This is a genomic window from Brevundimonas guildfordensis (assembly GCF_014836405.1).
GTDB classification, from domain to species: Bacteria; Pseudomonadota; Alphaproteobacteria; order Caulobacterales; family Caulobacteraceae; genus Brevundimonas; species Brevundimonas guildfordensis.
In genome coordinates, this window is sequence record NZ_JACSQU010000001.1 from 1333160 (window position 1) to 1353177 (window position 20018).

Annotated in this window: 22 protein-coding genes; 17 read left to right on the plus strand and 5 right to left on the minus strand. The window is 68.3% G+C overall.

Annotated elements, in window-relative coordinates:
• Window positions 1-66 precede the first annotated feature (66 nt).
• From H9656_RS06460 to H9656_RS06515, 12 genes are all read left to right on the plus strand, one after another.
• Window positions 67-1404 (plus strand): NAD(P)/FAD-dependent oxidoreductase, encoded by a 1338-nt coding sequence (locus H9656_RS06460; protein WP_191743351.1) that lies wholly within the window; start codon window positions 67-69, stop codon window positions 1402-1404.
• Window positions 1401-2204 (plus strand): DUF1365 domain-containing protein, encoded by an 804-nt coding sequence (locus tag H9656_RS06465; RefSeq protein WP_191743352.1) that lies wholly within the window; start codon window positions 1401-1403, stop codon window positions 2202-2204. The genes H9656_RS06460 and H9656_RS06465 overlap by 4 nt, the downstream gene beginning before the upstream one ends.
• A gap of 60 nt (window positions 2205-2264) precedes the next feature.
• A complete protein-coding gene (locus H9656_RS06470; protein WP_191743353.1) occupies window positions 2265-3491 on the plus strand; it encodes an SAM-dependent methyltransferase in 1227 nt (408 codons plus the stop codon).
• Between the two features lie 27 nt (window positions 3492-3518).
• Window positions 3519-4076 carry a lipocalin family protein gene (locus H9656_RS06475; RefSeq protein ID WP_191743354.1) on the plus strand — a complete coding sequence of 186 codons (558 nt, stop codon included), beginning with the start codon at window positions 3519-3521 and terminating at the stop codon, window positions 4074-4076.
• Window positions 4077-4137: 61 nt separating this feature from the next.
• Window positions 4138-4944 (plus strand): DUF3313 family protein, encoded by an 807-nt coding sequence (locus tag H9656_RS06480; RefSeq protein WP_191743355.1) that lies wholly within the window; start codon window positions 4138-4140, stop codon window positions 4942-4944.
• Between the two features lie 120 nt (window positions 4945-5064).
• Window positions 5065-6885, plus strand: coding sequence for a M14 family metallopeptidase (locus tag H9656_RS06485; protein WP_191743356.1), 1821 nt, complete (start codon window positions 5065-5067; stop codon window positions 6883-6885).
• The gene (locus H9656_RS06490; RefSeq protein WP_191743357.1) at window positions 6882-7283 is read left to right on the plus strand and encodes an MAPEG family protein; all 402 of its coding nucleotides are present in this window, start codon (window positions 6882-6884) and stop codon (window positions 7281-7283) included. Before H9656_RS06485 ends, H9656_RS06490 begins: the two co-directional genes overlap by 4 nt.
• Window positions 7284-7325: 42 nt before the next feature.
• On the plus strand, window positions 7326-8672 hold the full coding sequence (locus H9656_RS06495; RefSeq protein ID WP_191743358.1) for a TldD/PmbA family protein: 1347 nt from the start codon (window positions 7326-7328) through the stop codon (window positions 8670-8672).
• The gene (locus tag H9656_RS06500; RefSeq protein ID WP_191743359.1) at window positions 8669-9463 is read left to right on the plus strand and encodes a 3'(2'),5'-bisphosphate nucleotidase CysQ; all 795 of its coding nucleotides are present in this window, start codon (window positions 8669-8671) and stop codon (window positions 9461-9463) included. Before H9656_RS06495 ends, H9656_RS06500 begins: the two co-directional genes overlap by 4 nt.
• Window positions 9464-9473: 10 nt before the next feature.
• The gene (locus H9656_RS06505) at window positions 9474-9728 is read left to right on the plus strand and encodes a DUF4170 domain-containing protein (protein WP_191743360.1); all 255 of its coding nucleotides are present in this window, start codon (window positions 9474-9476) and stop codon (window positions 9726-9728) included.
• A gap of 98 nt (window positions 9729-9826) precedes the next feature.
• Window positions 9827-9988 (plus strand): hypothetical protein, encoded by a 162-nt coding sequence (locus tag H9656_RS06510; RefSeq protein ID WP_191743361.1) that lies wholly within the window; start codon window positions 9827-9829, stop codon window positions 9986-9988.
• Window positions 9985-10179, plus strand: a complete 195-nt coding sequence (locus H9656_RS06515; RefSeq protein ID WP_191743362.1) for a hypothetical protein — start codon at window positions 9985-9987, stop codon at window positions 10177-10179. The genes H9656_RS06510 and H9656_RS06515 overlap by 4 nt, the downstream gene beginning before the upstream one ends.
• Window positions 10180-10203: 24 nt before the next feature.
• On the opposite strand, the gene H9656_RS06520 is transcribed toward H9656_RS06515, so the two are convergent.
• Entirely contained in the window at window positions 10204-10869 is a 666-nt protein-coding gene (locus H9656_RS06520) for a fused DSP-PTPase phosphatase/NAD kinase-like protein (RefSeq protein WP_191743363.1), read from the minus strand.
• A 103-nt stretch (window positions 10870-10972) separates the two neighbouring features.
• Between H9656_RS06520 and H9656_RS06525 the strand changes: the two genes are divergently transcribed.
• Genes H9656_RS06525 through lpxK form a run of 4 tightly spaced genes read left to right on the plus strand, consistent with a single transcriptional unit; the run spans window position 10973 to window position 15844 of the window.
• Complete coding sequence (locus H9656_RS06525) at window positions 10973-12844, plus strand: ABC transporter ATP-binding protein (protein WP_191743364.1); 1872 nt, start codon at window positions 10973-10975, stop codon at window positions 12842-12844.
• Window positions 12841-13527, plus strand: a complete 687-nt coding sequence (locus tag H9656_RS06530; RefSeq protein ID WP_191743365.1) for a lysophospholipid acyltransferase family protein — start codon at window positions 12841-12843, stop codon at window positions 13525-13527. The genes H9656_RS06525 and H9656_RS06530 overlap by 4 nt, the downstream gene beginning before the upstream one ends.
• A 2-nt stretch (window positions 13528-13529) precedes the next feature.
• Complete coding sequence (locus tag H9656_RS06535; protein WP_191743366.1) at window positions 13530-14831, plus strand: 3-deoxy-D-manno-octulosonic acid transferase; 1302 nt, start codon at window positions 13530-13532, stop codon at window positions 14829-14831.
• The gene (gene lpxK / locus H9656_RS06540) at window positions 14828-15844 is read left to right on the plus strand and encodes a tetraacyldisaccharide 4'-kinase (RefSeq protein ID WP_191743367.1); all 1017 of its coding nucleotides are present in this window, start codon (window positions 14828-14830) and stop codon (window positions 15842-15844) included. The genes H9656_RS06535 and lpxK overlap by 4 nt, the downstream gene beginning before the upstream one ends.
• On the opposite strand, the gene H9656_RS06545 is transcribed toward lpxK, so the two are convergent.
• Complete coding sequence (locus H9656_RS06545) at window positions 15835-17151, minus strand: metal-dependent hydrolase family protein (protein WP_191743368.1); 1317 nt, start codon at window positions 17149-17151, stop codon at window positions 15835-15837. The genes lpxK and H9656_RS06545 overlap by 10 nt on opposite strands.
• 127 nt (window positions 17152-17278) lie before the next feature.
• Between H9656_RS06545 and H9656_RS06550 the strand changes: the two genes are divergently transcribed.
• Window positions 17279-17977, plus strand: coding sequence for a murein L,D-transpeptidase catalytic domain-containing protein (locus H9656_RS06550; protein WP_191743369.1), 699 nt, complete (start codon window positions 17279-17281; stop codon window positions 17975-17977).
• 16 nt (window positions 17978-17993) lie between these two features.
• Here H9656_RS06550 and purD read toward each other — a convergent pair whose 3' ends face one another.
• From purD to H9656_RS06565, 3 genes are all read right to left on the minus strand, one after another.
• Window positions 17994-19271 (minus strand): phosphoribosylamine--glycine ligase, encoded by a 1278-nt coding sequence (gene purD / locus H9656_RS06555; protein WP_191743370.1) that lies wholly within the window; start codon window positions 19269-19271, stop codon window positions 17994-17996.
• Between the two features lie 98 nt (window positions 19272-19369).
• Window positions 19370-19768, minus strand: a complete 399-nt coding sequence (locus H9656_RS06560; RefSeq protein WP_191743371.1) for a PRC-barrel domain-containing protein — start codon at window positions 19766-19768, stop codon at window positions 19370-19372.
• A 13-nt stretch (window positions 19769-19781) separates the two neighbouring features.
• Window positions 19782-19961 (minus strand): hypothetical protein, encoded by a 180-nt coding sequence (locus H9656_RS06565; RefSeq protein ID WP_191743372.1) that lies wholly within the window; start codon window positions 19959-19961, stop codon window positions 19782-19784.
• Window positions 19962-20018: the final 57 nt, after the last annotated feature.

Genomic DNA, 20018 nt, shown 5'->3' on the forward strand with positions numbered 1-20018 from the left:
CACCCTGCTCCGGTCGTATCAGCGGAACCTGCATCGTCTGGAATTGCGGGTTTGCCCGGAGCTACCATGTCGTCATCCCCCGCCCCCCCATCCAACGCGCCCCTGAAGGTCGCCGTCGTGGGGTCTGGCATTGCCGCGCTATCGGCGGCCTGGCTGCTGTCCCGCAAGCATTGCGTCACCCTCTATGAAAAGGCCGAACGGCTGGGCGGCCACTCCAATACGGTTATGGCTGGCGCGTCGCCCGGCGCGATCCCGGTGGACACGGGCTTCATCTGCTTCAACGACGCCACCTATCCCAATCTGATCGCTATGTTCGAGCACCTCGGAATACAGACGCGCGTCACCGACATGTCGTTCGCCGTGTCTCTGGACCAGGGGCGGTTCGAATACGCCGCGCCAGGCCTGTTCGCTCAGCGCCGCAACCTGCTACGGCCGCGTTTCTGGACGATGCTGGGCGAGATCCTGCGCTTCTATCGCCAGGCGCCGAAGGATTTGGCCGAGCTCACCGATCCCCAGCTGACCCTCGGCGACTATCTGAAGCGTCAAGGGTTCAGCGAGGCCTTCCGCGATGATCACCTGCTGCCGATGGCGGCGGCCATCTGGTCCTCGCCTGCGCATCTGCTGATGGACTATCCGGCGGAGGCCTTTATCCGCTTCTGCGGCAATCATGGCCTGCTGAAGCTGGTCGGCCGCCCCCAGTGGCGCACGGTCGAGGGCGGTAGCCGCGTCTACGTCGAACAACTGGCGCAGGCGATCCAGGACATTCGCCTGGACTGCGGGGTGACGACCGTGCGGCGCGTGGGTGAAGGCGTCGTGGTGCATGACAGCCGGGGCGGCGCCGAGCGGTACGACCACGTGGTCATCGGGGCCCACGCGGATCAGGCGCTGGCCATGCTGGCCGAGCCCACGCCGCGCGAACAAGAAGTGTTGGGGGCTTTCCGCTACAGCCGCAACCTGACCGTGCTGCACACGGACAAGAGCCTGATGCCGCGGCGCCGACGCGCCTGGGCGAGCTGGAACTACATGGGCGCCGACGGCGGCCTGTGCGTCACCTACTGGATGAACCGGCTTCAGGGGCTTCCAGGACAGGACCTGTTCGTCACTCTCAATCCGCCCCGCCCGCCGCGGCCGGACACGTTGCTGCGCAGCGAGATTTACGAGCATCCGATCTTCGATCCGGCCGCCCTTCAGGCCCAAAAGCAATTGTGGAGCCTGCAGGGGCGCGGCGGGATCTGGTTCTGCGGCGCCCATTTCGGCGCGGGCTTCCACGAGGACGGCCTGCAGTCCGGCCTCGCCGTCGCCGAGCAGCTGGGCGGCGCCCGCCGCCCGTGGTCGGTGGATGATGAGAGCGGCCGTATTCACCTGCCGCCGCCGGCGCAGACCGCCCTGGAGGCGGCGGCGTGACGCCGGGCTCGGCCCTCTATCGCGGAGCCGTCTCGCACAGGCGGCTGCGACCGCGCGTCCATCGCCTGAATTACCGCGTTTTCTGGCTGCTGGTGGATCTCGACGAGGTGGACGGGCTGGATCGGCGGCTGCGCCTGTTCTCGCGCAATCGCTTCAACCTGCTGTCCTTCCATGACCGGGACCACGGCGACGGTTCGGGGGCGGGGCTGCGCCGTCACATCGAAGCCTTGCTGCGTCGGGCGGGGCTGGACCTCGAAGGCGGGCCGATCCGCCTGCTGACCATGCCGCGCGTGCTCGGTTATGTCTTCAACCCGATCAGCCTCTATTATTGCCACCATGCCGACCATCGGCTGGCGGCGATGGTCTATGAGGTGACCAGCACCTTCGGCATCCGCCACGCCTACGTCATTCCGGTCCCGCTCGAGGATCAAACGACAGGGCTGATCCGGCAGGGCGCTGCGAAAGCCCTGTATGTCTCGCCCTTCATGGGGATGGAGATGGACTACGAGTTTCGTGGTCACGCGCCTGGCCCCCGCCTGGATCTGACCATTGACGGCATCGACGCCGAGGGCGTTCTGATTACGGCCTCTGTGGCCGCAGAGCGTCGCGAACTCACCGATTGGAACCTGCTGGGCGCAGTGGCCGCCATGCCGTTCCTGACGCTGAAGGTCATGACCGCCATCCACTGGGAGGCGCTGAAGCTATGGATCAAACGCGTTCCGCTGACCCGCCAGCCGCCGCCGGCCTGGGATCCGGTCACGATACAGCGCTGCGCTCGGGAGAGTCGTCTTGACCGATGACGCCATCCGCCCGGTCATCGCTGGCACGATCATTCTAGCGCGCGAAGGTTCCACGACGTCATGACCACCACCTTCTACGGTGGCGACCGCGCCCAGCGCGCGTCATCGCCCGTCCTCGACGTGCTGCTGCGCCTGCTATCCTCGAACTGGACCTGGGGGCGCCTGACTCTCGTCCTGCCAGACGGGACGAACCGGCAGCTGAGCGGACGCACGCCTGGGCACGCCGCTGTGCTGACAATCCGCGATGCGCGCTTCGCCGCTCGGGTGCTGAAGGGCGGGGATATCGGGTTCGCCGAAGGCTATATGGCGGGGGAGTGGGATACGCCCGACCTGGCGGTTCTGCTGGAGACCCTGGTCAACAATTACGACCACATCCGTCGCCTTTTCGACGGCAATGCCTTGATCAACGCCATCAACTGGCTGGGGCATCGCTTGAACCGGAACAGCCGCCGGGGGTCGCGACGGAACATTCACGCCCACTACGACCTGGGGAACGCCTTCTACGGCGCCTGGCTGGATCCTTCGATGACCTATTCCTCGGCCCGCTTCGAGCGGCCGGGCCAGTCGCTGCAAGCGGGCCAGAGGGCCAAATACGCCGCCCTCGCGCGCCTGATGGATCTGCAGCCAGGCCGCAGCGTGCTGGAGATCGGTTGCGGGTGGGGCGGCTTCGCCGAGTTCGCCGCGCGCGAAGTCGGGGCCATCGTCACTGGCGTGACGATTTCGCGAGAGCAGCACGACTATGCGCGTCGTCGGATGTTCGAGGCGGGCCTTGCCGAGCGCGTGGACATTCGCCTGACGGATTATCGCGACGTTCAGGGGCGCTTCGACCACGTCGCGTCGATCGAGATGTTCGAGGCGGTGGGCCGGGAATACTGGTCCACTTACTTCCAGAAGGTGCACGAGGTCCTCAAGCCCGGCGGACGCGCGGGCCTGCAGATCATCACGATCCAAGACGACCTGTTCGAAGAGTACGACGCCCGCACCGATTTCATCCAGAAATACGTCTTCCCCGGCGGATCCCTTCCTTCGGAGGCTCGCATGGCCCCGGTGGTTGAAAAAGCGGGCCTCACCCAGACCGCCATCGAGCGCTTCGGTCCCGATTACGCCGACACCCTGGCCGAATGGATGCGCCGCTTCGACGCTGCCTGGGTCGAAATCCGCGGCGCCAGCGAAGCCTTCGATGAGCGGTTTCGCCGACTTTGGCGTTTCTACCTGGCGTACTGCGAGGCCGGGTTCCGATCCGGTCGAACGGACGTCATCCAGGTCGCCCTGGACCGCGCCGTCTGAAATCCAACTATGATCGTGGAGCCGACTATGAGCCTGAAACGAACTTCGCTTGTTCTTCTTATTGCGGCCGCGTCTGTCGCCACCCTGTCCGCCTGCGCCACGCTGCAGCGAGGCCCTGTTGGCAATCAGGCGGTGCCTCAACCCGCCAAGGCCGTCGATCTGAATCGCTATGTCGGGCTCTGGTATGAAATCGCCCGGTACGAGAACGGCTTCGAGCGGGGCTGCGAGGCGGTGACGGCGGAGTACGCTCTACGCGATGACGGCCTGGTCAGCGTGTTGAACTCCTGCCGCCAGGGCGCTGTCGATGGGCCTGTGAAGACCTCCGAAGGCAAGGCGAAGATCGTGCCAGCGTCCGATAACGCCAAGCTGAAGGTCTCCTTCTTCGGCCCCTTCTACGTCGGTTACTATTGGGTCCTCGACCGAGCCGACGACTATTCCTGGTCGATCGTCGGCGAGCCCTCGGGCCGATATCTCTGGCTGATGAGCCGAACCGCCCAGCCATCCGACGCGACGCGCGCCGCCATCATGGAGCGGACGCGGTCGCTGGGCTACGACCTCTCCCTAGTGCGCGACACCAAACACTAAGGGGCGATGTCGCGATCCAGACCCCTCCCGCCTGCGTAATGCTAGAAACAGGAGGGATCGAATGGTTCGCGGAATCACACGCCTGGCCGTCACGGCAGGTCTTTCGGGGGCGCTGGGCGCTTGCGCCACAGCCGAGGTCAAGCCCGGGTCGGGCTTTCTCTCCTCCTATGACGGATTGGAGCCGCGCACCGACGTGGTCAGGGCTTCGGTGCTTCAACGCCGGGACGAAGTCCTGACCACATCTGTCGATCGCGTCTGGCTGGCGCCCGCCGAGGTCTTCGGGGTCACCGATCCGATCCTGTCGGAGGAAGAGCGGCGAGCCGTGCTGTACGAGGTCGATCGTCAGGTCTGCTATGAACTGAGCGAGCGGTTCGAGATCGCTGAACAGCCAGGCCCCCAAGCCGGAACGGTGCGGGTCGGCGTAACCCATATCCGCCCCAACAATCAGGCAGGCTCGGCGGCTGCGGCGGTCGCCAACTTCTTCATTCCCGGCCCCATCAAGGTGCGCGCGCCCGGCGGAACCGGCGGTCTGGGAGCTGAGGCCGAACTTCTGGCGCCGGATGGGCGTCAGGCCGCCGCCATCGTCTGGCGTCGCGACGCCATGGTGGTAGGCACGGACAAGCCCTCGCTGTCGCGCATCGGCGACGCCCATCAGTTGGCCGAACCCTTGGGGGACATGGTGGCCGAGGCCCTGGCGCCCAGCGATCGAAAGGCGCGATCGATCCCCGATCCCGATCCCTGTCAACGCTTCGGCCCGCGCGTACGGGTCGCCGGCTTCGTCGCCGGCTTCGCCACGGGCCTGTATGATCCCGCATTAAGCGGTGGACGCGAAACACCCAGAGATGAGCCGAAAGACGGCGACCAATGACCCTCAGCAGGCCGGCAGGAGAGCCGTAGCCCGTACCAGGCGCACCATGCCGTAGCCGGTTCGGGCCAAAGCGTGGACGCGAAGACTTGCCTCGTTGAGCCATTCGGCCCACCAAAGCGCATGCGCTTCAGCTTTGTGTTCGCCGCCGCCCTTCTGCTCGCGAGTCCCGCCATGTCCCAGACCCTGCCCAATGTCGCGCCGTGGGATCAGGCCTTTCTGCCGCCGGCGCCGACGTGGAATGGCGCCAGCCGCGTCTTGCTGCGGGGCGCGGCCGATCCATGGGTCACGGCCTTCGAGGCCGATCCGGCGCATGACTTCTCGCCCTCCTATGCCGACACCCGCGCCTGGTTCGACCGGCTGGACGCGGCCAGCGACCTGATCCGCATCGAACAGTTCGGAACCTCGCCCGAAGGCCGGCCGATCTACGCCGTGATCGCCTCCAAGGACGGCGCGACGCTGGACCCGAACAAGCCGCTGCTGCTGGCCCAGGCCGGCATCCACCCGGGCGAGATCGACGGCAAGGACGCGGGCATGATGCTGCTTCGCGACATGGCCTTCTACGGCAAGGACGGCCTGCTGGACCGCGCCAACCTGATCCTGATCCCGATCCTCAGCGTCGACGGGCACGAGCGGACCGGCCCCTATTCCCGCCCCAACCAGCGCGGGCCGCGCAACCAGGGCTGGCGCCACACCGCGACCAACCAGAACCTGAACCGCGATTTCATGAAGCTGGATCAGGCCGAGATGCAGGCCGTGATGGGCCTGATCCACAAGTACAAGCCGGACCTCTACGTCGACATCCACGTCACCGACGGCATCGACTATCAGTACGACGTCACCTTCGGCTACAACGGCGAGGACGGCGTCTGGAGCCGCAGCCCCGCCATCGCGAAGTGGCTGGACGACGCCTTCAAGCCCGCCGTCTATGACGCGCTGGAGGCTCAAGGGCATATCCCCGGCGAACTGGTCTTCGCTGTGGACGACCGCGATCCCAAGAAGGGGCTGAACGACGGCGGCCTGGGCGAGCGCTATTCCAACGGCTGGGGCTCGGCGGCCCACATTCCGACCATCCTAATCGAGAACCACAGCCTGAAGCCGCACGAGCAACGGGTGCTGGGGACCTATGTCTTCCTCGAGGCCGCGCTGAAGCGGCTGGCCGAGGCGTCCGACGGCCTGCGCCAGGCCATCGCCGCCGACCGCGCCCTGCGCCCGGCCGAATTGCCCGCCAACTTCGACGGCGACGACCAGCCCAGCCGTGTCCGTCCCTTCAAGGCCATCCGCTACGAGACCTACGACAGCCCCGCCTCGGGCCGCAGCGAGGTCCGCTGGCTGGGCCAGCCGGAGCCGGAGCTGTGGCAGGCGCCCTTCTACGGCTCGCACTCCACGCTGACGCTGAAGCGCCCGACGGCCTACTGGGTCCCGTCCTACCGCACGGACGTGATCGAACGGCTGCGCATTCACGGCGTGCAGATGGAGACGCTGGACGCCCCGCGCACCGTCGCCGTCGACATGCTGCGCCTCGTCGATCCCAAGGTGTCGGCGCGCACCAATGAGGGCCATGTGCCGATCTCGGTCAGCCAAGTCCGGCCCGAAGCCCACGACTGGACCTTCCCGGTCGGCTCCGTCCGCGTGCCGACCGACCAGCCGATGGGCGACGTCGCCATCCTGCTGCTGGAGCCGCAGTCGAACGAGAGCTTCTTCGCCTGGGGCATGTTCCCCGAGGTGCTGAACCGCGTCGAATACATCGAGGCCTACGCCATCGCGCCCCTGGCCGAGAAGATGCTGGCCGCCGATGCGGCGCTGAAGGCCGAGTTCGAAGCCAAGCTGGCGGCCGATCCCGCCTTCGCCGCCGACGGCGACGCGCGTCTGGCCTGGTTCTATGAGCGCACGCCCTTCTACGACCAGCGCTATCGGCTCTATCCGGTGGGGCGCGAGAATTGAGCCTGATCCCCACCATCCAGGCGGCCTCACTGTGGGGCGGGCTGCTGATCCTGCTGCTGTTCGTCCTGTCGGGCGTGGTGGTGAACCGGCGGCGCAAGCATCTGGTCGAGTTCGGCGACGGCGGCGTGCGCGAACTGGTCTGCGCCACCCGCGCCTTCTCCAACGCAGCGGAATACATTCCCGCCGGAATGTGCGGCCTGATCCTGCTGGCCTTTCTCGGCGCTCCGGCTCTGCTCATTCATGCGGTCGGCGGGATGCTTTTCGCCGGGCGGGTGGTCCACGCGCTGGGCCTGCTGTTTCAGGCGGGGCCGTCGCTAGGTCGCTCAGTCGGCATGATCCTGACCTGGCTGGCGCTTCTGGTGGCGGCGGTCAGCCTGATCGCCTGGTCCATTCTCTAGTCCGGCTGTTGCGGGCGCGAGTTCCGTCCGCCATATCGGGGCATGTCCCATAAGACGCCCTCCCCCGACATCCTGAACGATCTGATCTCCGCCGCGCTGAAGGCCGGCGCCGATGCGGCCGAGGCCGTGTCCGCCCATCGCGCCTCCCTGTCCGTCGGCGTGCGCAACGGCGCGCTGGAAGACGTTGAGCGTGAAGAGGCCCGCGATCTGGGCCTGCGCGTCTTCATCGGGCGGCGTCAGGCGACGGTGTCCGCCTCCGACCTGTCCGACGCCACCCGCGCCCGCCTGGTCGAGCGCGCCGTGGCGATGGCCAGGCTCGCGCCGGAAGACCCCTATGCAGCCCTCGCACCGCAGGATCGTCTGGCCGCCGCGCCGCACGCGAACCTCGACCTCTACGATCCCGCCGAACGCTCGGCCGAGGCGCTCGAAGCGGCCGCCGCCGAGACGGAAGGCGCCGCCCTGGCCGTATCCGGCGTGTCCAAGTCCGAGGGCGGCTACGCCTCCTGGTCATCCAGCGAATGGCGCCTCGTCACCTCGCACGGCTTCGACGGCCGTCATCGCGGCAGCGCCTTCTCGCTGGGCGTCGGCGTCATCGCCGAGAAGGACGGCGCCATGGAGCGCGGCGGCGAAAGCCGCACCGTCCGCCACCTGTCTGACCTGCCGGATGCGCAATCCATCGGCCTGAAGGCGGGCGAGCGCGCCATCGCCCGCGTCGGCCCGCGCAAGATCGCCTCGACCACCGCCCCCGTCATCTTCGAGAACCGCGTGGCGACCCAGGTGATGTCGCCGCTGCTGGGCGCCATCTCTGGCCCCGCCATCGCGCGCGGCAGCTCCTTCCTGAAGGACAAGCTGAACCGGAGCGTGCTGCCGGCCGGCGTCGATCTGATCGACGACCCGTTCCGCCCGCGTGGTCTGGGCTCCACCCCCTTCGACGACGAGGGCGTGGCGGTCGAGCGGCGCGAGATCGTTCGGGACGGCGTCCTGACCACCTGGCTGCTGAACACGGCGTCGGCGGCGCAGCTGGGCCTTCAGACCACCGGCCACGCCTCGCGCGGGCTGGCGGGGCCGTCGGGCGTCTCGACCCACAACCTGCACCTGGCGCCGGGCGAAGGCGATCTGGACGCCCTGATGGGCCAGGCCGGGGCAGGCTTGCTGATCACCTCCATGTTCGGCCCCTCGCTGAACGGCAACACCGGCGACTGGTCGGCGGGGGTGTCTGGCTTCTGGTTCGAGAACGGCCAGCGCGCCTATCCGGTCAGCGAAGTCACCGTGGCGGGCAATCTGATCGAGCTTTACGCTCGCCTGCAGCGCGCCGGGGATCTGGAGTTCCGCGGCTCGTTCAACAGCCCCTCCCTGCTGTTCGACAAGGTGGCGATCGCGGGCAAATGAGCGATTACAGCGCCGACCTCGCCCTGATCCGCGACGCGGCGCTGGCCGCCGGTCGGCTGGCGCTTGAACACCGCGAGGCCGGGCTGAAGGTCTGGTCCAAGGACGGCGGTTCGCCCGTCACCAGCGCCGATCTGGCGGTGGATCAGCTGCTGCGCGACGCCCTGCTGAGCGCTCGGCCCGACTACGGCTGGCTGTCCGAGGAGACGGTCGACAGCACGGAACGCTTGTCGAAGAAGCGCATCTTCGTCGTCGACCCGATCGACGGCACCGTCGCCTTCATGAAGAACAAGCCGTGGTGGTGCGTGCCCATCGCCGTGGTCGAGGACGGCCGTCCCGTCGCCGCCGTCATCCACGCCCCGATGATGGACGAGCTGTTTGAAGCGACGCTGGGAGGCGGCGCGCGCCTGAAGGGACGGCCGATCAGCGCCTCCGACACCGACGACCTGGAGGACGCCGAGCTTCTGGCCGACGCCCGGCTGATGGAGGCGCGCGAATGGGACGAGCCGTGGCCGCCGATGCGCTTTTCCAAGCGCAACGCCCTGGCCTATCGCATGGCCCTGGTGGCGGCCGGGGCCTTCGATGCGGCCATCGCCATCAGCCCCAAGTGGGATTGGGACGTCTGCGCCGGCGCGCTGATCGCCGAGGAGGCTGGGGCCAAAGTCAGCGACCATATGGGCCGTCCCTGGCGCTTTAATCGCCCCGATCCGCGTCAAACCAGCCTGATATGCGCCGCACCAGCCCTTCACCCGTTGATCGTAAGGCGCACAGCGCCTATCCCGCTGGCCATCTGATCTCCCTGCAATGGACCCCCTCTCCATGGCTGACGCCCCCCACGACCCCCAATTGCTCCACCTCGTCATCGGCGGCGAAATGCGCCACCCGGCCGAGCCCGTCTTCCGCGACCTGACCCAGGTCGAGTTCGTCGGCGCCTTCGGCAGCTACGACGAAGCCAAGAAGGCGTGGAAGGCCCGCGCCCAGGCGACCGTCGACAACGCCCACATGCGCTACTTCATCCTGCATGCGCACAAGCTGATCGACCCGCGCACCGACGCCTGATCCAGCACTCGCGGCGTCATCTCGCCGCTGCTCCGGAACCGCACAGGCGGCTGACGCGCTTTCGTGTCAGCCGCCTTTGTTCTTGGACAGGATTCCCCATGCTGCCGACCTTCATCGTCCTGCTTCTGGTCGTTGTCGCCGTCGCGGCGATCGTCTGGGTGGTTCGAAGGGGCCCCAAGCACGTCCCTCGCCCTGGCGAAGACCAGGACACCGCCTGGAACGACCCCATCACGCCGGCTGATCGAGACCCCCGACCTTGACCCTTTTCGGCCAGACGCTGGACGGCCAGCAAATCTTCAGCCTGATCTCCATGCTCGCCGTGCTTGCCCTGTGCATGGTCACCCTGCGTCGCCGGCGCGAGCACGATCGTCAGGTCAAGCGCTGGAAGAAGGAGCAGGAGCCGCGCCAGGCTCAGTCGCGCGACCCGCGCCATAGCGGTCCCTGGGGCTGACGTCCGCTCAGGGCGCTTAGCGCCCTATTCGCGTTTCAGCAGGCGATCCACCACAAGCTTGCCCCACCAGCCGGCCTTGAACTCGGCGCGGATGGCCTTGGGATCATAGGCGTCGCTTTCGACCCAATCCTCAAAGCTGACGCCGGCCGGCTCAACCTCGGCGACATACTTCTCGAGCGTATAGTCCAGCACGCCGGTCAGCCCCTCTCGGCTGTGCAGAGTGCGCTTGCCAAGCTCCGCCATCGCCGCCGAGATCGGCTCGCCCAGATGGAAGTGGCGATAGAAGACCGCCATCATCCCCGCCCGGTCCGCACCGGACTTGCAGTGGATCAACGCCGGGTACTCCATGGTCTGGAACAGGGCCTTGGCCCGGCGCACCCTGTCCTTGCCCGGCGGGTCGCGTGAATCCAGAGGCGCGTCGATCAGGGTCAGCCCCAGCCGTTCGCAGGCGTCCTTCTCCAGCCAGTAATAGGCTTCGTCCCGCTGGCCGCGCAGATTGACGACGGTCTTGATCCCCTGCCGCTTCCACCAGGCCAACTGGCCCGGAGAGGGCTGGTTGGTCCGCACCAGGTCCGGGCCCAGCCAGTGGGCGTTGGTGAACACCGTGCGCAGGAAGGCGTGATCCTTCCAGAAATAGGACCAGCGCGCCTTGAAACGGCCGAACGGCGTAGTCAGATCGTAGCGCCCCATGACGGCCAGATAGCGCCGTTTGCACCCGGCGTCACCCGTCCGGCGCCGTCGCTCGCGCGCGCGGCCGCTTGACTTGCCGCCTCAGCCGTTCGACCGAAGGCCGATGACCGTTCCCGCCCCCCATGCCGACGCCCGAGAGCCGCTGCGGCCCCTGCTCGCCCGCATCTGGCGCGAGTATCTGTCGAGGCACAAGCCGGCCTTCTTCACCTCCATGCTGCTGGCGGGCGTGTCGGGCGGCCTGACAGCCCTTCTGCTGAAGTTCCTCGAGCCTGCGATCGACCTGCTGTTCGGCCAGCATCAGGGGCCTGTGACGATCTGGAACACCGTCACCTTGCCGGCGGACAAGGTGCTGATCGCCATCCCCCTGTTCATCATCGTCGTGGCGGTGATCCGTTCGCTGAGCATGGCGGGCCAGGCGGCGCTGGTGAACCGGCTGGGTCACGGCATCGTCGGCGACATCCAGAAGCAGCTGTTCTCGGGCATGATCCGGGCGGACCTGTCGCGCCTGCGCAGCCAGCACTCGGGGACTTTCGTCTCCTCCGTCCTGTTCGACGCCAATCTGGTGCGCGAGGCCTTCACCTCGGGCGTGGTCAACTACACCCAGAACGCACTGATGCTGCTGGGCGTCATCATCGCCATGGGCTTCATCGACCTGCCGCTGACGCTGATCGTCCTGCTGGGCGTGCCGGTCGTCAGCTGGATCATCCGCCGCTTCGGCAAGAAATCGCGCAAGGCTGCGCGCGGCGCCATGGTCGAGACCGAGGCCCTGTCCAGCGCCCTGATGGAGAACCTGGACGGCGTCCGCATCATCAAGATCGAGAACCGGGAGGAGGTCGAGGAAAGCCGCGTCGCCGCCGTCATCGACCGCCGCCAGCGCCACGTCATCAAGGGCGCCGACAGCCGCGCCTTCTCCGGCCCGGCCAGCGACATCGTGGCCTATGCGGTCGTCGCCGCCGTCATGGCCTATGCCGGATGGAGCGCCAGCCAGGGTCAGATGACCGTCGGCGCCTTCGCCTCCTTCATCGGCATGCTGCTGCTGGCCGGCCAGGCGCTGCGACAGGTGACCAACCTGACCACGGTGCTGAGCGAGGGCTTCACCGCCGCGCGCCGCCTGTTCGCCGCCCTGGACATCGAGCCTGAGATCCGCGAGGCCGCCGACGCTGCAGAGGTCGCGCCCGGCCCGGTCACCGTCGCTCTGGAGCACGTCTGCTTCGCCTATCGCGCGGACGAGAACGGCGTGGCCCCCACCCTTGCGGATGTCAGCCTGCACGTCGCGCCGGGCGAGACGATCGCCCTGGTCGGGCCCTCCGGCGGGGGCAAGTCCACCATCCTCAGCCTGCTGCCGCGATTCTATGACGTGACGGCGGGGCGGGTGACGTTGAACGGCCGAGACATCCGCGACCTGAGCATTGCATCCCTGCGCGATCACATCGCCCTGGTCACGCAGGAGCCCTTCCTGTTCGACGACACGATCGCCGCAAACATCGCCTACGGCCGCCCGGGCGCCACAGCGCAAGACATTGTTGCGGCCGCACGCGCCGCCGCCGCCCACGACTTCATCGCCGCCTTGCCCGACGGCTACGCCACCCGCGTCGGCGAAGGAGGCGCCCGCCTGTCCGGGGGTCAGCGCCAGCGCATCGCCATCGCCCGCGCCTTCCTGAAGGACGCGCCGATCCTGCTGCTGGACGAGGCGACCAGCGCGCTAGACACGGAAAGCGAAGCCCTGGTTCAGGCGGCTCTGGATCGCTTGATGGACGGCCGCGCCACCTTGATGATCGCCCACCGCCTTTCGACCGTGAAGAACGCCGACCGCATCTACGTCATCGACAACGGACGCGTGGTCGAAGAGGGCGCGCACGACGCCCTGATCGCTCAGGGAGGCCTCTACGCCCGCCTGGCGCGGCAGCAGTCGCTCGACGTCGATCCGGTCGGCCTTCCGCCGCTGGTCGAGCTCCCTGACGAGACTGGCGCATGAGGCCGCTGCGCAATCCCGCGATCCAGGGCGCCGCAGCCTGGCTGCTGTCCGAATGGATGCGTTTCTGTTTCGCCACCATCCGCTGGACGCACGAGAACGAGCAGGTCGCCGAAGAGGTCTGGCGCGACGGCGGCGGCGTCCTGTGCGCCTTCTGGCACTCTCGCATCGCCCTGGGGCCCGTCTGCTGGCCGATGGAGCGGGCGCAGCCGGTCAAGGGATTGGTGTCCCTGTCGGCCGACGGAGAGTTCATCGCCCGGGCGGTCGCGCGCCTGGGCATTCCGGCCGTGCGCGGCTCGTCGGCCAACAAGGACAAGGCGGCCCGGTCCAAGGGCGGAACCCAGGCCCTGCGAGACGGGCTGAGACAGTTGAAGGTCGGCGGCCTGGCCGTCACCCCCGACGGACCGCGCGGCCCCGTGCGGCAGATGGCCGAGGGCCTGCCCTTGATGGCGAAGATTTCGGGCGCGCCCGTGCTGTTCATCGGCCTGTCGTGCAGCCCCGCGATCCGCTTGAACAGCTGGGACAAGGCCGTGCTGCCGCTGCCCTTCGGCAAGGGCGCCATCGTCTGGGACAAGGCGTGGTACCCTGAAGGCGCCGACCTGGCTGAGGTCGCGGAGGCCTGGACCGCCCGCCTGACCGCCGTCGAGGCGCGCGCCGACGCCATCACCGGGCTGGAGCGCGTCTGACCTTGGCCTTCAGCCCCGCCCTTCTCGCCTATCAGTTGCTGACGCGCCTGCTGGAGCCGCTGGCCCCGCGCCTGCTGGACGCCCGCGTCCGCAAGGGCAAGGAAGACTCCGCCCGCGTCGACGAACGGCTGGGCCTGCCCGGCCTGGCGCGCCCGGACGGGCCGCTGGTGTGGATCCACGGCGTCAGCGTGGGCGAGGCCCTGTCGATCCTTCCGCTGGCCGAGCGCATCCGCAAGGACCGGCCCGATGTGACCGTGCTGGTCACCACCGGCACCCTGACCTCGGCCCAGGTGCTGGCCAGCCGCCTGCCGCGCGGCGTCATCCATCAGTTCGCCCCGGTGGACGCCCCCTCTGCGGTCGCCGCCTTCCTCGACCACTGGCGGCCCAATGTCGGCGTCTTTGTTGAAAGCGAGTTGTGGCCCAACCTGCTGACTACGGCCCGCAAGCGCGGCGTGCCGCTGGCCCTGGTCAGCGCCCGCATCACCGACAGGACGGCGCAAGGGTGGAAGAAGGCGCCCGGCATGGCCCGCGCCCTGATGAACGGCTTTCAGCACGTCTGGCCCCAGGATCAGGACAGCGCCGATCGTCTGACGGCCCTCGGCGCGCGCGTCGACGGTCAGGTGAACCTGAAGCTGTCCGGCGAGCCCCTGCCCTATGACAAAGGCGAGTTCGCCCGCCTGTCGGCCCTGATCGACGACCGCCCTGTCGTCGTCGCCGCCAGCACCCATGAGCATGAGGAAATGGCCATCGTCGGCGCGCTGGATCATCTGGCCGACCGGCTGTTCCTGATCGTCGTGCCGCGCCACCCCGAACGCGCCGACGCTATCGCCGAGGCCCTGAGCCACGACGGCTACGGCTTTGCGCGGCGCAGTCAGGGCCAGCCGATCTGCGACCAGACCGACATCTATCTGGCCGACACGCTGGGCGAGCTGGGCCTGTTCCTGCGGCTGGCCGATGTGGTGGTCATGGGCGGCTCCTTCGCACCGGCGCTGGGCGGCGGCGCGGTCGGCGGCCACAACCCGCTGGAGCCCGCGCGTCTGGCCAAGCCCATCGTCACCGGCCCCGACGCCAGCAACTGGCAGGCCGTGACCCGGATGCTGAAACAGGCGGGCGGCCTCGTCTCCGTCCTGTCGCCCGCCGAACTGCCCTCGGTCGTCGGCCCCATGCTGGCCGACCCGGACGCCGCCCGCGACATGGGCGAGCGCGCCCGCCGCTCCGCAGAGGCCGCCGCCGCCGGTCTGGACCGCCTGTGGCTGGCGCTTCAGGCCCACCTGCCCGCCGCCCCGTCGCGGAGACGCCCGTGAAACTGAACACCCCCCGTTGGTGGTACAGCCGCGACGCGCGCCACGCCCCGGTGACGCGAATGCTGCTGAAGCCCGCCTCATGGCTGTGGGCGGGCGTGACGGCGCGCAAGATCGCCCGCGCCACGCCGGTCGATCCGGGCGCGGCGGTCATCTCCATCGGCAATCTGACGGTCGGCGGCTCGGGCAAGACGCCGATCGCGCGTGAGACGCTGCGCCTGCTGCGTGACCGGGGGATCGAGGCGGCCGCCCTGTCGCGTGGCTATGGCGGCAAGCTCGAAGGCCCGATTCGTGTCGATCCAGCCGTCCACACGGCCGCCGACGTCGGCGACGAGCCGTTGATGCTGGCGCAGGGATCGCCCGCCTGGATCGCCCGCGACCGTGTCGAAGGCGCCCGCGCCGCTGCGACCGACGGCGCCGCCGTGTTGGTGTTGGACGACGCCCATCAGAATCCTGCTCTGAAGAAGGCAATCAGCCTGATCGTGGTCGACGGCGAGACGCGCGGCGACGAATGGCCGTTCGGGGACGGTTCGGTCTTTCCCTCCGGCCCGATGCGCGAGCCCCTGAAGGCGGGTCTGGCGCGCGCCGACGCCGTGGTGGTGCTGCTGCCCACCGACCTGGCCGAGGCTGATCCTGAACTGATCGAAGTGTTCGACGGCCTGCCCGTCTTCATCGCCCGATTGGCGCCCGAAGGGCCGCCGCCGCCGGGGCCGCAGGTCGGCTTCGCGGGCATCGCCAAGCCGTGGAAGGTGGAGCGGTCGCTGGTCGCCGCCGGGTGCGATCTGAAGGACTTCGTGCCTTTCGCCGACCACGCCGAACTGTCGGACCGCGACTTCGCCTTCCTGAACGACCGGGCCTCGGTCTACGGCGCCGGTCTGGTGACGACGGAAAAGGACTGGGTCCGGCTCAGCCCAGAAAGAAGGGCCAGGGTTTCGCCCTGGCCCGTCGTCGCTCGTTTCGAGGATGAGGCGGCTTTCGCCGCCTTCCTGCTGGATCGGCTGAAACCTCAGTCCTGACGGAAGACCTGGCCGCCCTTCATGACGAAGCGGACGCGCTCAAGCTCGGTCACATCGTTCAGCGGGTCGCCGGCGACGGCGATCAGATCGGCCGGCATGCCCGGCGCGATACGGCCCGCTTCGGCCGAGATCCTCAGGTGTTCGGCGGCGCCGATCGTGGCCGACTGGATGGCCTGAAGCGGCGTCAGACCTGCGCGCACCAGCAGGGCGAACTCCTGGGCGTTGTCGCCATGGGCCGAGACGCCCGAGTCGGTGCCGAAAGCGATCTTGACCCCGCCGCGATGGGCGCGAGCGGCCATGTCCAGCATCTTGGGACCGGCTTCCAGGGCCTTGGCGCTTTGGGCCGGGGTGAAGAAGTTATCGGGGCCCGAGGCCACGCGCGCGACGAAATCGCCCGCCAGCAGGGTCGGCACCAGCCAGGCTCCGTTGGCCTTGAACAGACGCATGGATTCGTCGTCCAGATAGGTGCCGTGCTCGATAGAATCGCCGCCGGCCTTCAGGAAGGCGTTGATGCCGTCGGCGCCGTGGGCGTGGGCGGTCACCTGGCGCCCCATCCGGTGCGCGACCTCGACGATCGAGGCCAGTTCATCCTGGGTGAATTGCTGGTTCAGACCCGCGGCGGTGTTCGACAGCACCCCGCCCGTGGCCGTGATCTTGATGATGTCGGCGCCCGCACGGACCTGGGTTCGCACGGCGCGGCGGCAGTCTTCGGCCCCCGAGCAGACGCTCTCGTTCGACAGGACGTGCAGGATGTCCTCGCGATAGCCGTTGGCGTCGCCATGGCCGCCGTGGACCGAGACGGACGAGCCGGCGGCGATGATGCGCGGGCCGGCCACGTCGCCGCGCCGCACCGCGTCGCGCAGGGCGAAGATCGACTCATTGGCGCCGCCCAGGTCGGCCACGGTGGTGAAGCCCGCATTCAAGGTGCGACGGGCGTGACGCGCCCCGACCATGGCCTGGTCGGCGTTCGACATGGTCAGGCGGTCCAGACGGCTGGTCGGGCTCTGCTCGCTGCCCAGGTGCACGTGACTGTCGATCAGGCCGGGCAGCACGAAGGCCGAGCGCAGATCGACGACGTCGCCATCGCCGACGAAGCCGTCGCGGATCTCGACGACCTGGTTCCCTCTGATCACGAGAGTTTTATCGCGCAGCACGCGGCCGCTGGCCGGATCGGCCAAAAGCCGCCCCACTTGGACGAACTTCGTCGCCTGTTCCGCCGAAATCGGCGCTGCCGCCAGGGCTTGCCGCGCCTCGGCGCCGGTCGCGGCCAGCACGGCCGCGGTCACAATCAGGGCAAGTTTTTTCATAGATCCCTCCCGTTACTGAAGCCCGCAACATAACCGTTCCAATCTTCCCGCCAAGGCCAAGGTTGCGTTGCAAGGATGGTTTATGAAACAAGCCGGTACAGTTGTTTAACCGTGCGAGGGGCGTCGCATGCGGCTTTCCAGACGAGGCTTGATCTTGGGCGGTTCGGCCCTGTTGGCGGGGTGCTCCTCCGCCGCCTCGACCTCCCAGCTTCAGCTCGCCGGAGCCGTGGCTCCAACCCTGCCGATCCTGCCTGAGCGCACAGCCGCAACCCATGTCCAGGTCGCAGACACCGGGACGGCGATCGATCCGCACGGCATCGTCCGCAAAGACCTGATCGAGCGCGCTCGCGCCGCGATGGACGTGCACGGTCATAAGATCTCGAAGCGCGACCGGATGTACCTGGTCGATTTCCAGAAGTTCTCGGGCGAAGACCGCTTCTACGAAGTCGATCTCGAAGGCGGCTGGGTCACGGCCTATCGCACCAGCCACGGCCGCGGCTCGGACCCGGCGCACTCAGGCTATGCGCAGCAGTTCTCGAACCGCCCGGACAGCCATATGTCCTCGATCGGCGCCTACGCCACGGCGGGCGCCAGCTGGGGCAGCCAGCAAGGGCCGAACGTCCTTCTGGACGGGCTGGAGTATTCCAACAATCTGGCGCGCGAACGGGCCATCATCATCCACGGCGCCGACTACGCCGACCCGGCCTTCCTGGCGCGCCAGGGCAAGCTGGGCCGCTCCTACGGCTGCTTCTCCGTGTCCCACGCCGACCTGATCCCCTTGCGCGAACGTATGGGCGAGGGCCGGCTGCTGTTTGCGATGACCTGAAGCCGCGTTGGCCGCCTCAGCGCGGCTCCAGCGCCCGCCAGCCGATGTCGGTGCGGTGGAAACCGCCCGGCCAGTCGATCTTGGCGATGGCCTCATAGGCGCGCTCGCGCGCCTGGGCCACGTCGTCGCCATAGGCGCAGACGTTCAGCACCCGACCGCCCGCCGCCGCCAAGGCGCCGTCGTCACGCAGCTTGGTCCCTGCGTGGAAGACCTGGACGTGCGGCCCGAAGTCCTGATCCGCGCCGCGAATGACCGAGCCTTCCAGCGGGCTGTCGGGATAGCCCTTGGCCGCCAAGACGACGCAGATCACCACGCCCGGCTTGAAGACCGGCGCCGGCGCCTGGGTCAGGTCGCCGCGCGCACAGGCCAGCAGCAGCGGCACGACATCGCTGTCCAGCCGCATCATCAGCACCTGGCATTCGGGGTCGCCGAAACGGGCGTTGAACTCGACGACCTTGGGACCTTCGCTGGTCGCCATCAGCCCGACATAGAGGACGCCGCGATAGGGAACGCCTTCCTCGGCCATCTTCTGGATGGTGGGAACGACGACACGTTCATTAGCCGCGTGGGTGAGGTCGGCCGTGAAGACCGGCGCGGGCGAATAGGCGCCCATGCCCCCGGTGTTCGGGCCCAGATCGCCGTCAAAGGCGCGCTTGTGGTCCTGGGCGCCGCCGAACAGAACGAACCGCGTCCCGTCCGACAGGACGAACAGGGAGCCCTCCTCCCCGTCCATGAATTCCTCGATCACCACACGCGATCCGGCCGTGCCGAAGCGGCCGCCCAGCATCCGCTCGATCTCGGCCTCGGCGTCGGCGCGATCCGGGCTGATGGCCACGCCCTTGCCCGCCGCCAGGCCGTCGGCCTTGATGACATAGGGGGCCGAATAGATATCCAGAGCCGCCTTGGCCGTGGCGACGTCCTCATACACGCCATAACCCGCCGTGGGGATGCCGTGACGTTGCAGGAAGGCCTTGGAGAAGGCCTTGGACGTCTCCAGCTGCGCCGCCGCCTGGGTCGGGCCGAAGCAAGGGATGCCCGCCGCGTTCAGACGGTCGGCCAGACCCTCGGCCAGCGCCGATTCCGGCCCGACAACGACCAGATCCGCCTGCATCTCGCGCGCCAGAGCCGTCAGGCCCTCCGCATCCGTCGCCTTCAGGTCGGGGCGCATCTCGCCGAGCGATGCCATGCCGGGATTGCCGGGCGCGACGACGAGCCGCGTGACCAGCGGCGACTGGGCGATCTTCCAGGCCAGGGCGTGTTCACGCCCACCCGATCCGACGAGCAGAATGTTCATGAAGGCGGAATGGCCGGACGCGTGGCCCCGGTCAAGCGCCGGAAAGGGTTACCGCCTGCAAGGCCAGCCAAATCAGGCGCCCCAGGCGGGCATAGCCTTCAACTGCTCCAGTGTCGTGCTCGACACCAGAGATCATAGCCGTCGCCGTCCTTGCGGGTCGTAAGGCCATCCAGGGGGATGCGCACACGGCGCGGCCCGGTCTCGCCTTGCGGCTCGATGATCAGGCCGGTGATGGCGCCCGCGGCGTCGACATCGACTCGCTCGACGTCGCCCAGATCCGCGCCGGAAGGACTGACGAGGTCGGCGCTTTCCAGCTGGGCGATGGTCAGGCCCAGGGCCATCGCCCCGGTCGCCGCGGCGGGGGTATGCGTCATGATCGGCGCCGAGGCGGCGTCCGGCGAGGCCTCTGGCGTCTTGGTCGGCTTGGACGGCGCCGGGGAGCAAGCCGCTAAGGCGACGGCCGCAACGACCGCTGGGGCGAACACAGTCCTCTTCATCTCATTCTCCTGCCTAGATCAGGGCCGAGACCACATAGACGCCGGCGGCGGCCAAAAGAATCACCCCCAGGATCAGCCACGGACTGAGGGCCGGATTATTGCTCCGTCTGGCCAGGTCGCGCTCTCGCGCCTGGTCGGCCGGAACGGGTTCGTCCGGGGCCTCTTCCGGTGTCGGATCTGGGGACTGCGCCATGAGGGGCGAACGCGCGCGGCGAGCCGCCCGTTCCGCCACGCTTTCGGCCCCCCGCTT

Excerpts from the sequence above, each read along its gene's own strand:
- H9656_RS06460 (WP_191743351.1), top strand. The coding sequence starts at position 67 with ATGTCGTCATCCCCCGCCCCCCCATCCAACGCGCCCCTGAAGGTCGCC.
- H9656_RS06470 (WP_191743353.1), top strand. The coding sequence starts at position 2,265 with ATGACCACCACCTTCTACGGTGGCGACCGCGCCCAGCGCGCGTCATCG.
- H9656_RS06475 (WP_191743354.1), top strand. The coding sequence starts at position 3,519 with ATGAGCCTGAAACGAACTTCGCTTGTTCTTCTTATTGCGGCCGCGTCT.
- H9656_RS06480 (WP_191743355.1), top strand. The coding sequence starts at position 4,138 with ATGGTTCGCGGAATCACACGCCTGGCCGTCACGGCAGGTCTTTCGGGG.
- H9656_RS06485 (WP_191743356.1), top strand. The coding sequence starts at position 5,065 with ATGCGCTTCAGCTTTGTGTTCGCCGCCGCCCTTCTGCTCGCGAGTCCC.
- H9656_RS06495 (WP_191743358.1), top strand. The coding sequence starts at position 7,326 with ATGTCCCATAAGACGCCCTCCCCCGACATCCTGAACGATCTGATCTCC.
- H9656_RS06500 (WP_191743359.1), top strand. The coding sequence starts at position 8,669 with ATGAGCGATTACAGCGCCGACCTCGCCCTGATCCGCGACGCGGCGCTG.
- H9656_RS06505 (WP_191743360.1), top strand. The coding sequence starts at position 9,474 with ATGGACCCCCTCTCCATGGCTGACGCCCCCCACGACCCCCAATTGCTC.
- H9656_RS06510 (WP_191743361.1), top strand. The coding sequence starts at position 9,827 with ATGCTGCCGACCTTCATCGTCCTGCTTCTGGTCGTTGTCGCCGTCGCG.
- H9656_RS06520 (WP_191743363.1), bottom strand. The coding sequence starts at position 10,869 with ATGGGGCGCTACGATCTGACTACGCCGTTCGGCCGTTTCAAGGCGCGC.
- H9656_RS06525 (WP_191743364.1), top strand. The coding sequence starts at position 10,973 with ATGACCGTTCCCGCCCCCCATGCCGACGCCCGAGAGCCGCTGCGGCCC.
- H9656_RS06530 (WP_191743365.1), top strand. The coding sequence starts at position 12,841 with ATGAGGCCGCTGCGCAATCCCGCGATCCAGGGCGCCGCAGCCTGGCTG.
- H9656_RS06545 (WP_191743368.1), bottom strand. The coding sequence starts at position 17,151 with ATGAAAAAACTTGCCCTGATTGTGACCGCGGCCGTGCTGGCCGCGACC.
- H9656_RS06550 (WP_191743369.1), top strand. The coding sequence starts at position 17,279 with ATGCGGCTTTCCAGACGAGGCTTGATCTTGGGCGGTTCGGCCCTGTTG.
- purD (WP_191743370.1), bottom strand. The coding sequence starts at position 19,271 with ATGAACATTCTGCTCGTCGGATCGGGTGGGCGTGAACACGCCCTGGCC.
- H9656_RS06560 (WP_191743371.1), bottom strand. The coding sequence starts at position 19,768 with ATGAAGAGGACTGTGTTCGCCCCAGCGGTCGTTGCGGCCGTCGCCTTA.
- H9656_RS06565 (WP_191743372.1), bottom strand. The coding sequence starts at position 19,961 with ATGGCGCAGTCCCCAGATCCGACACCGGAAGAGGCCCCGGACGAACCC.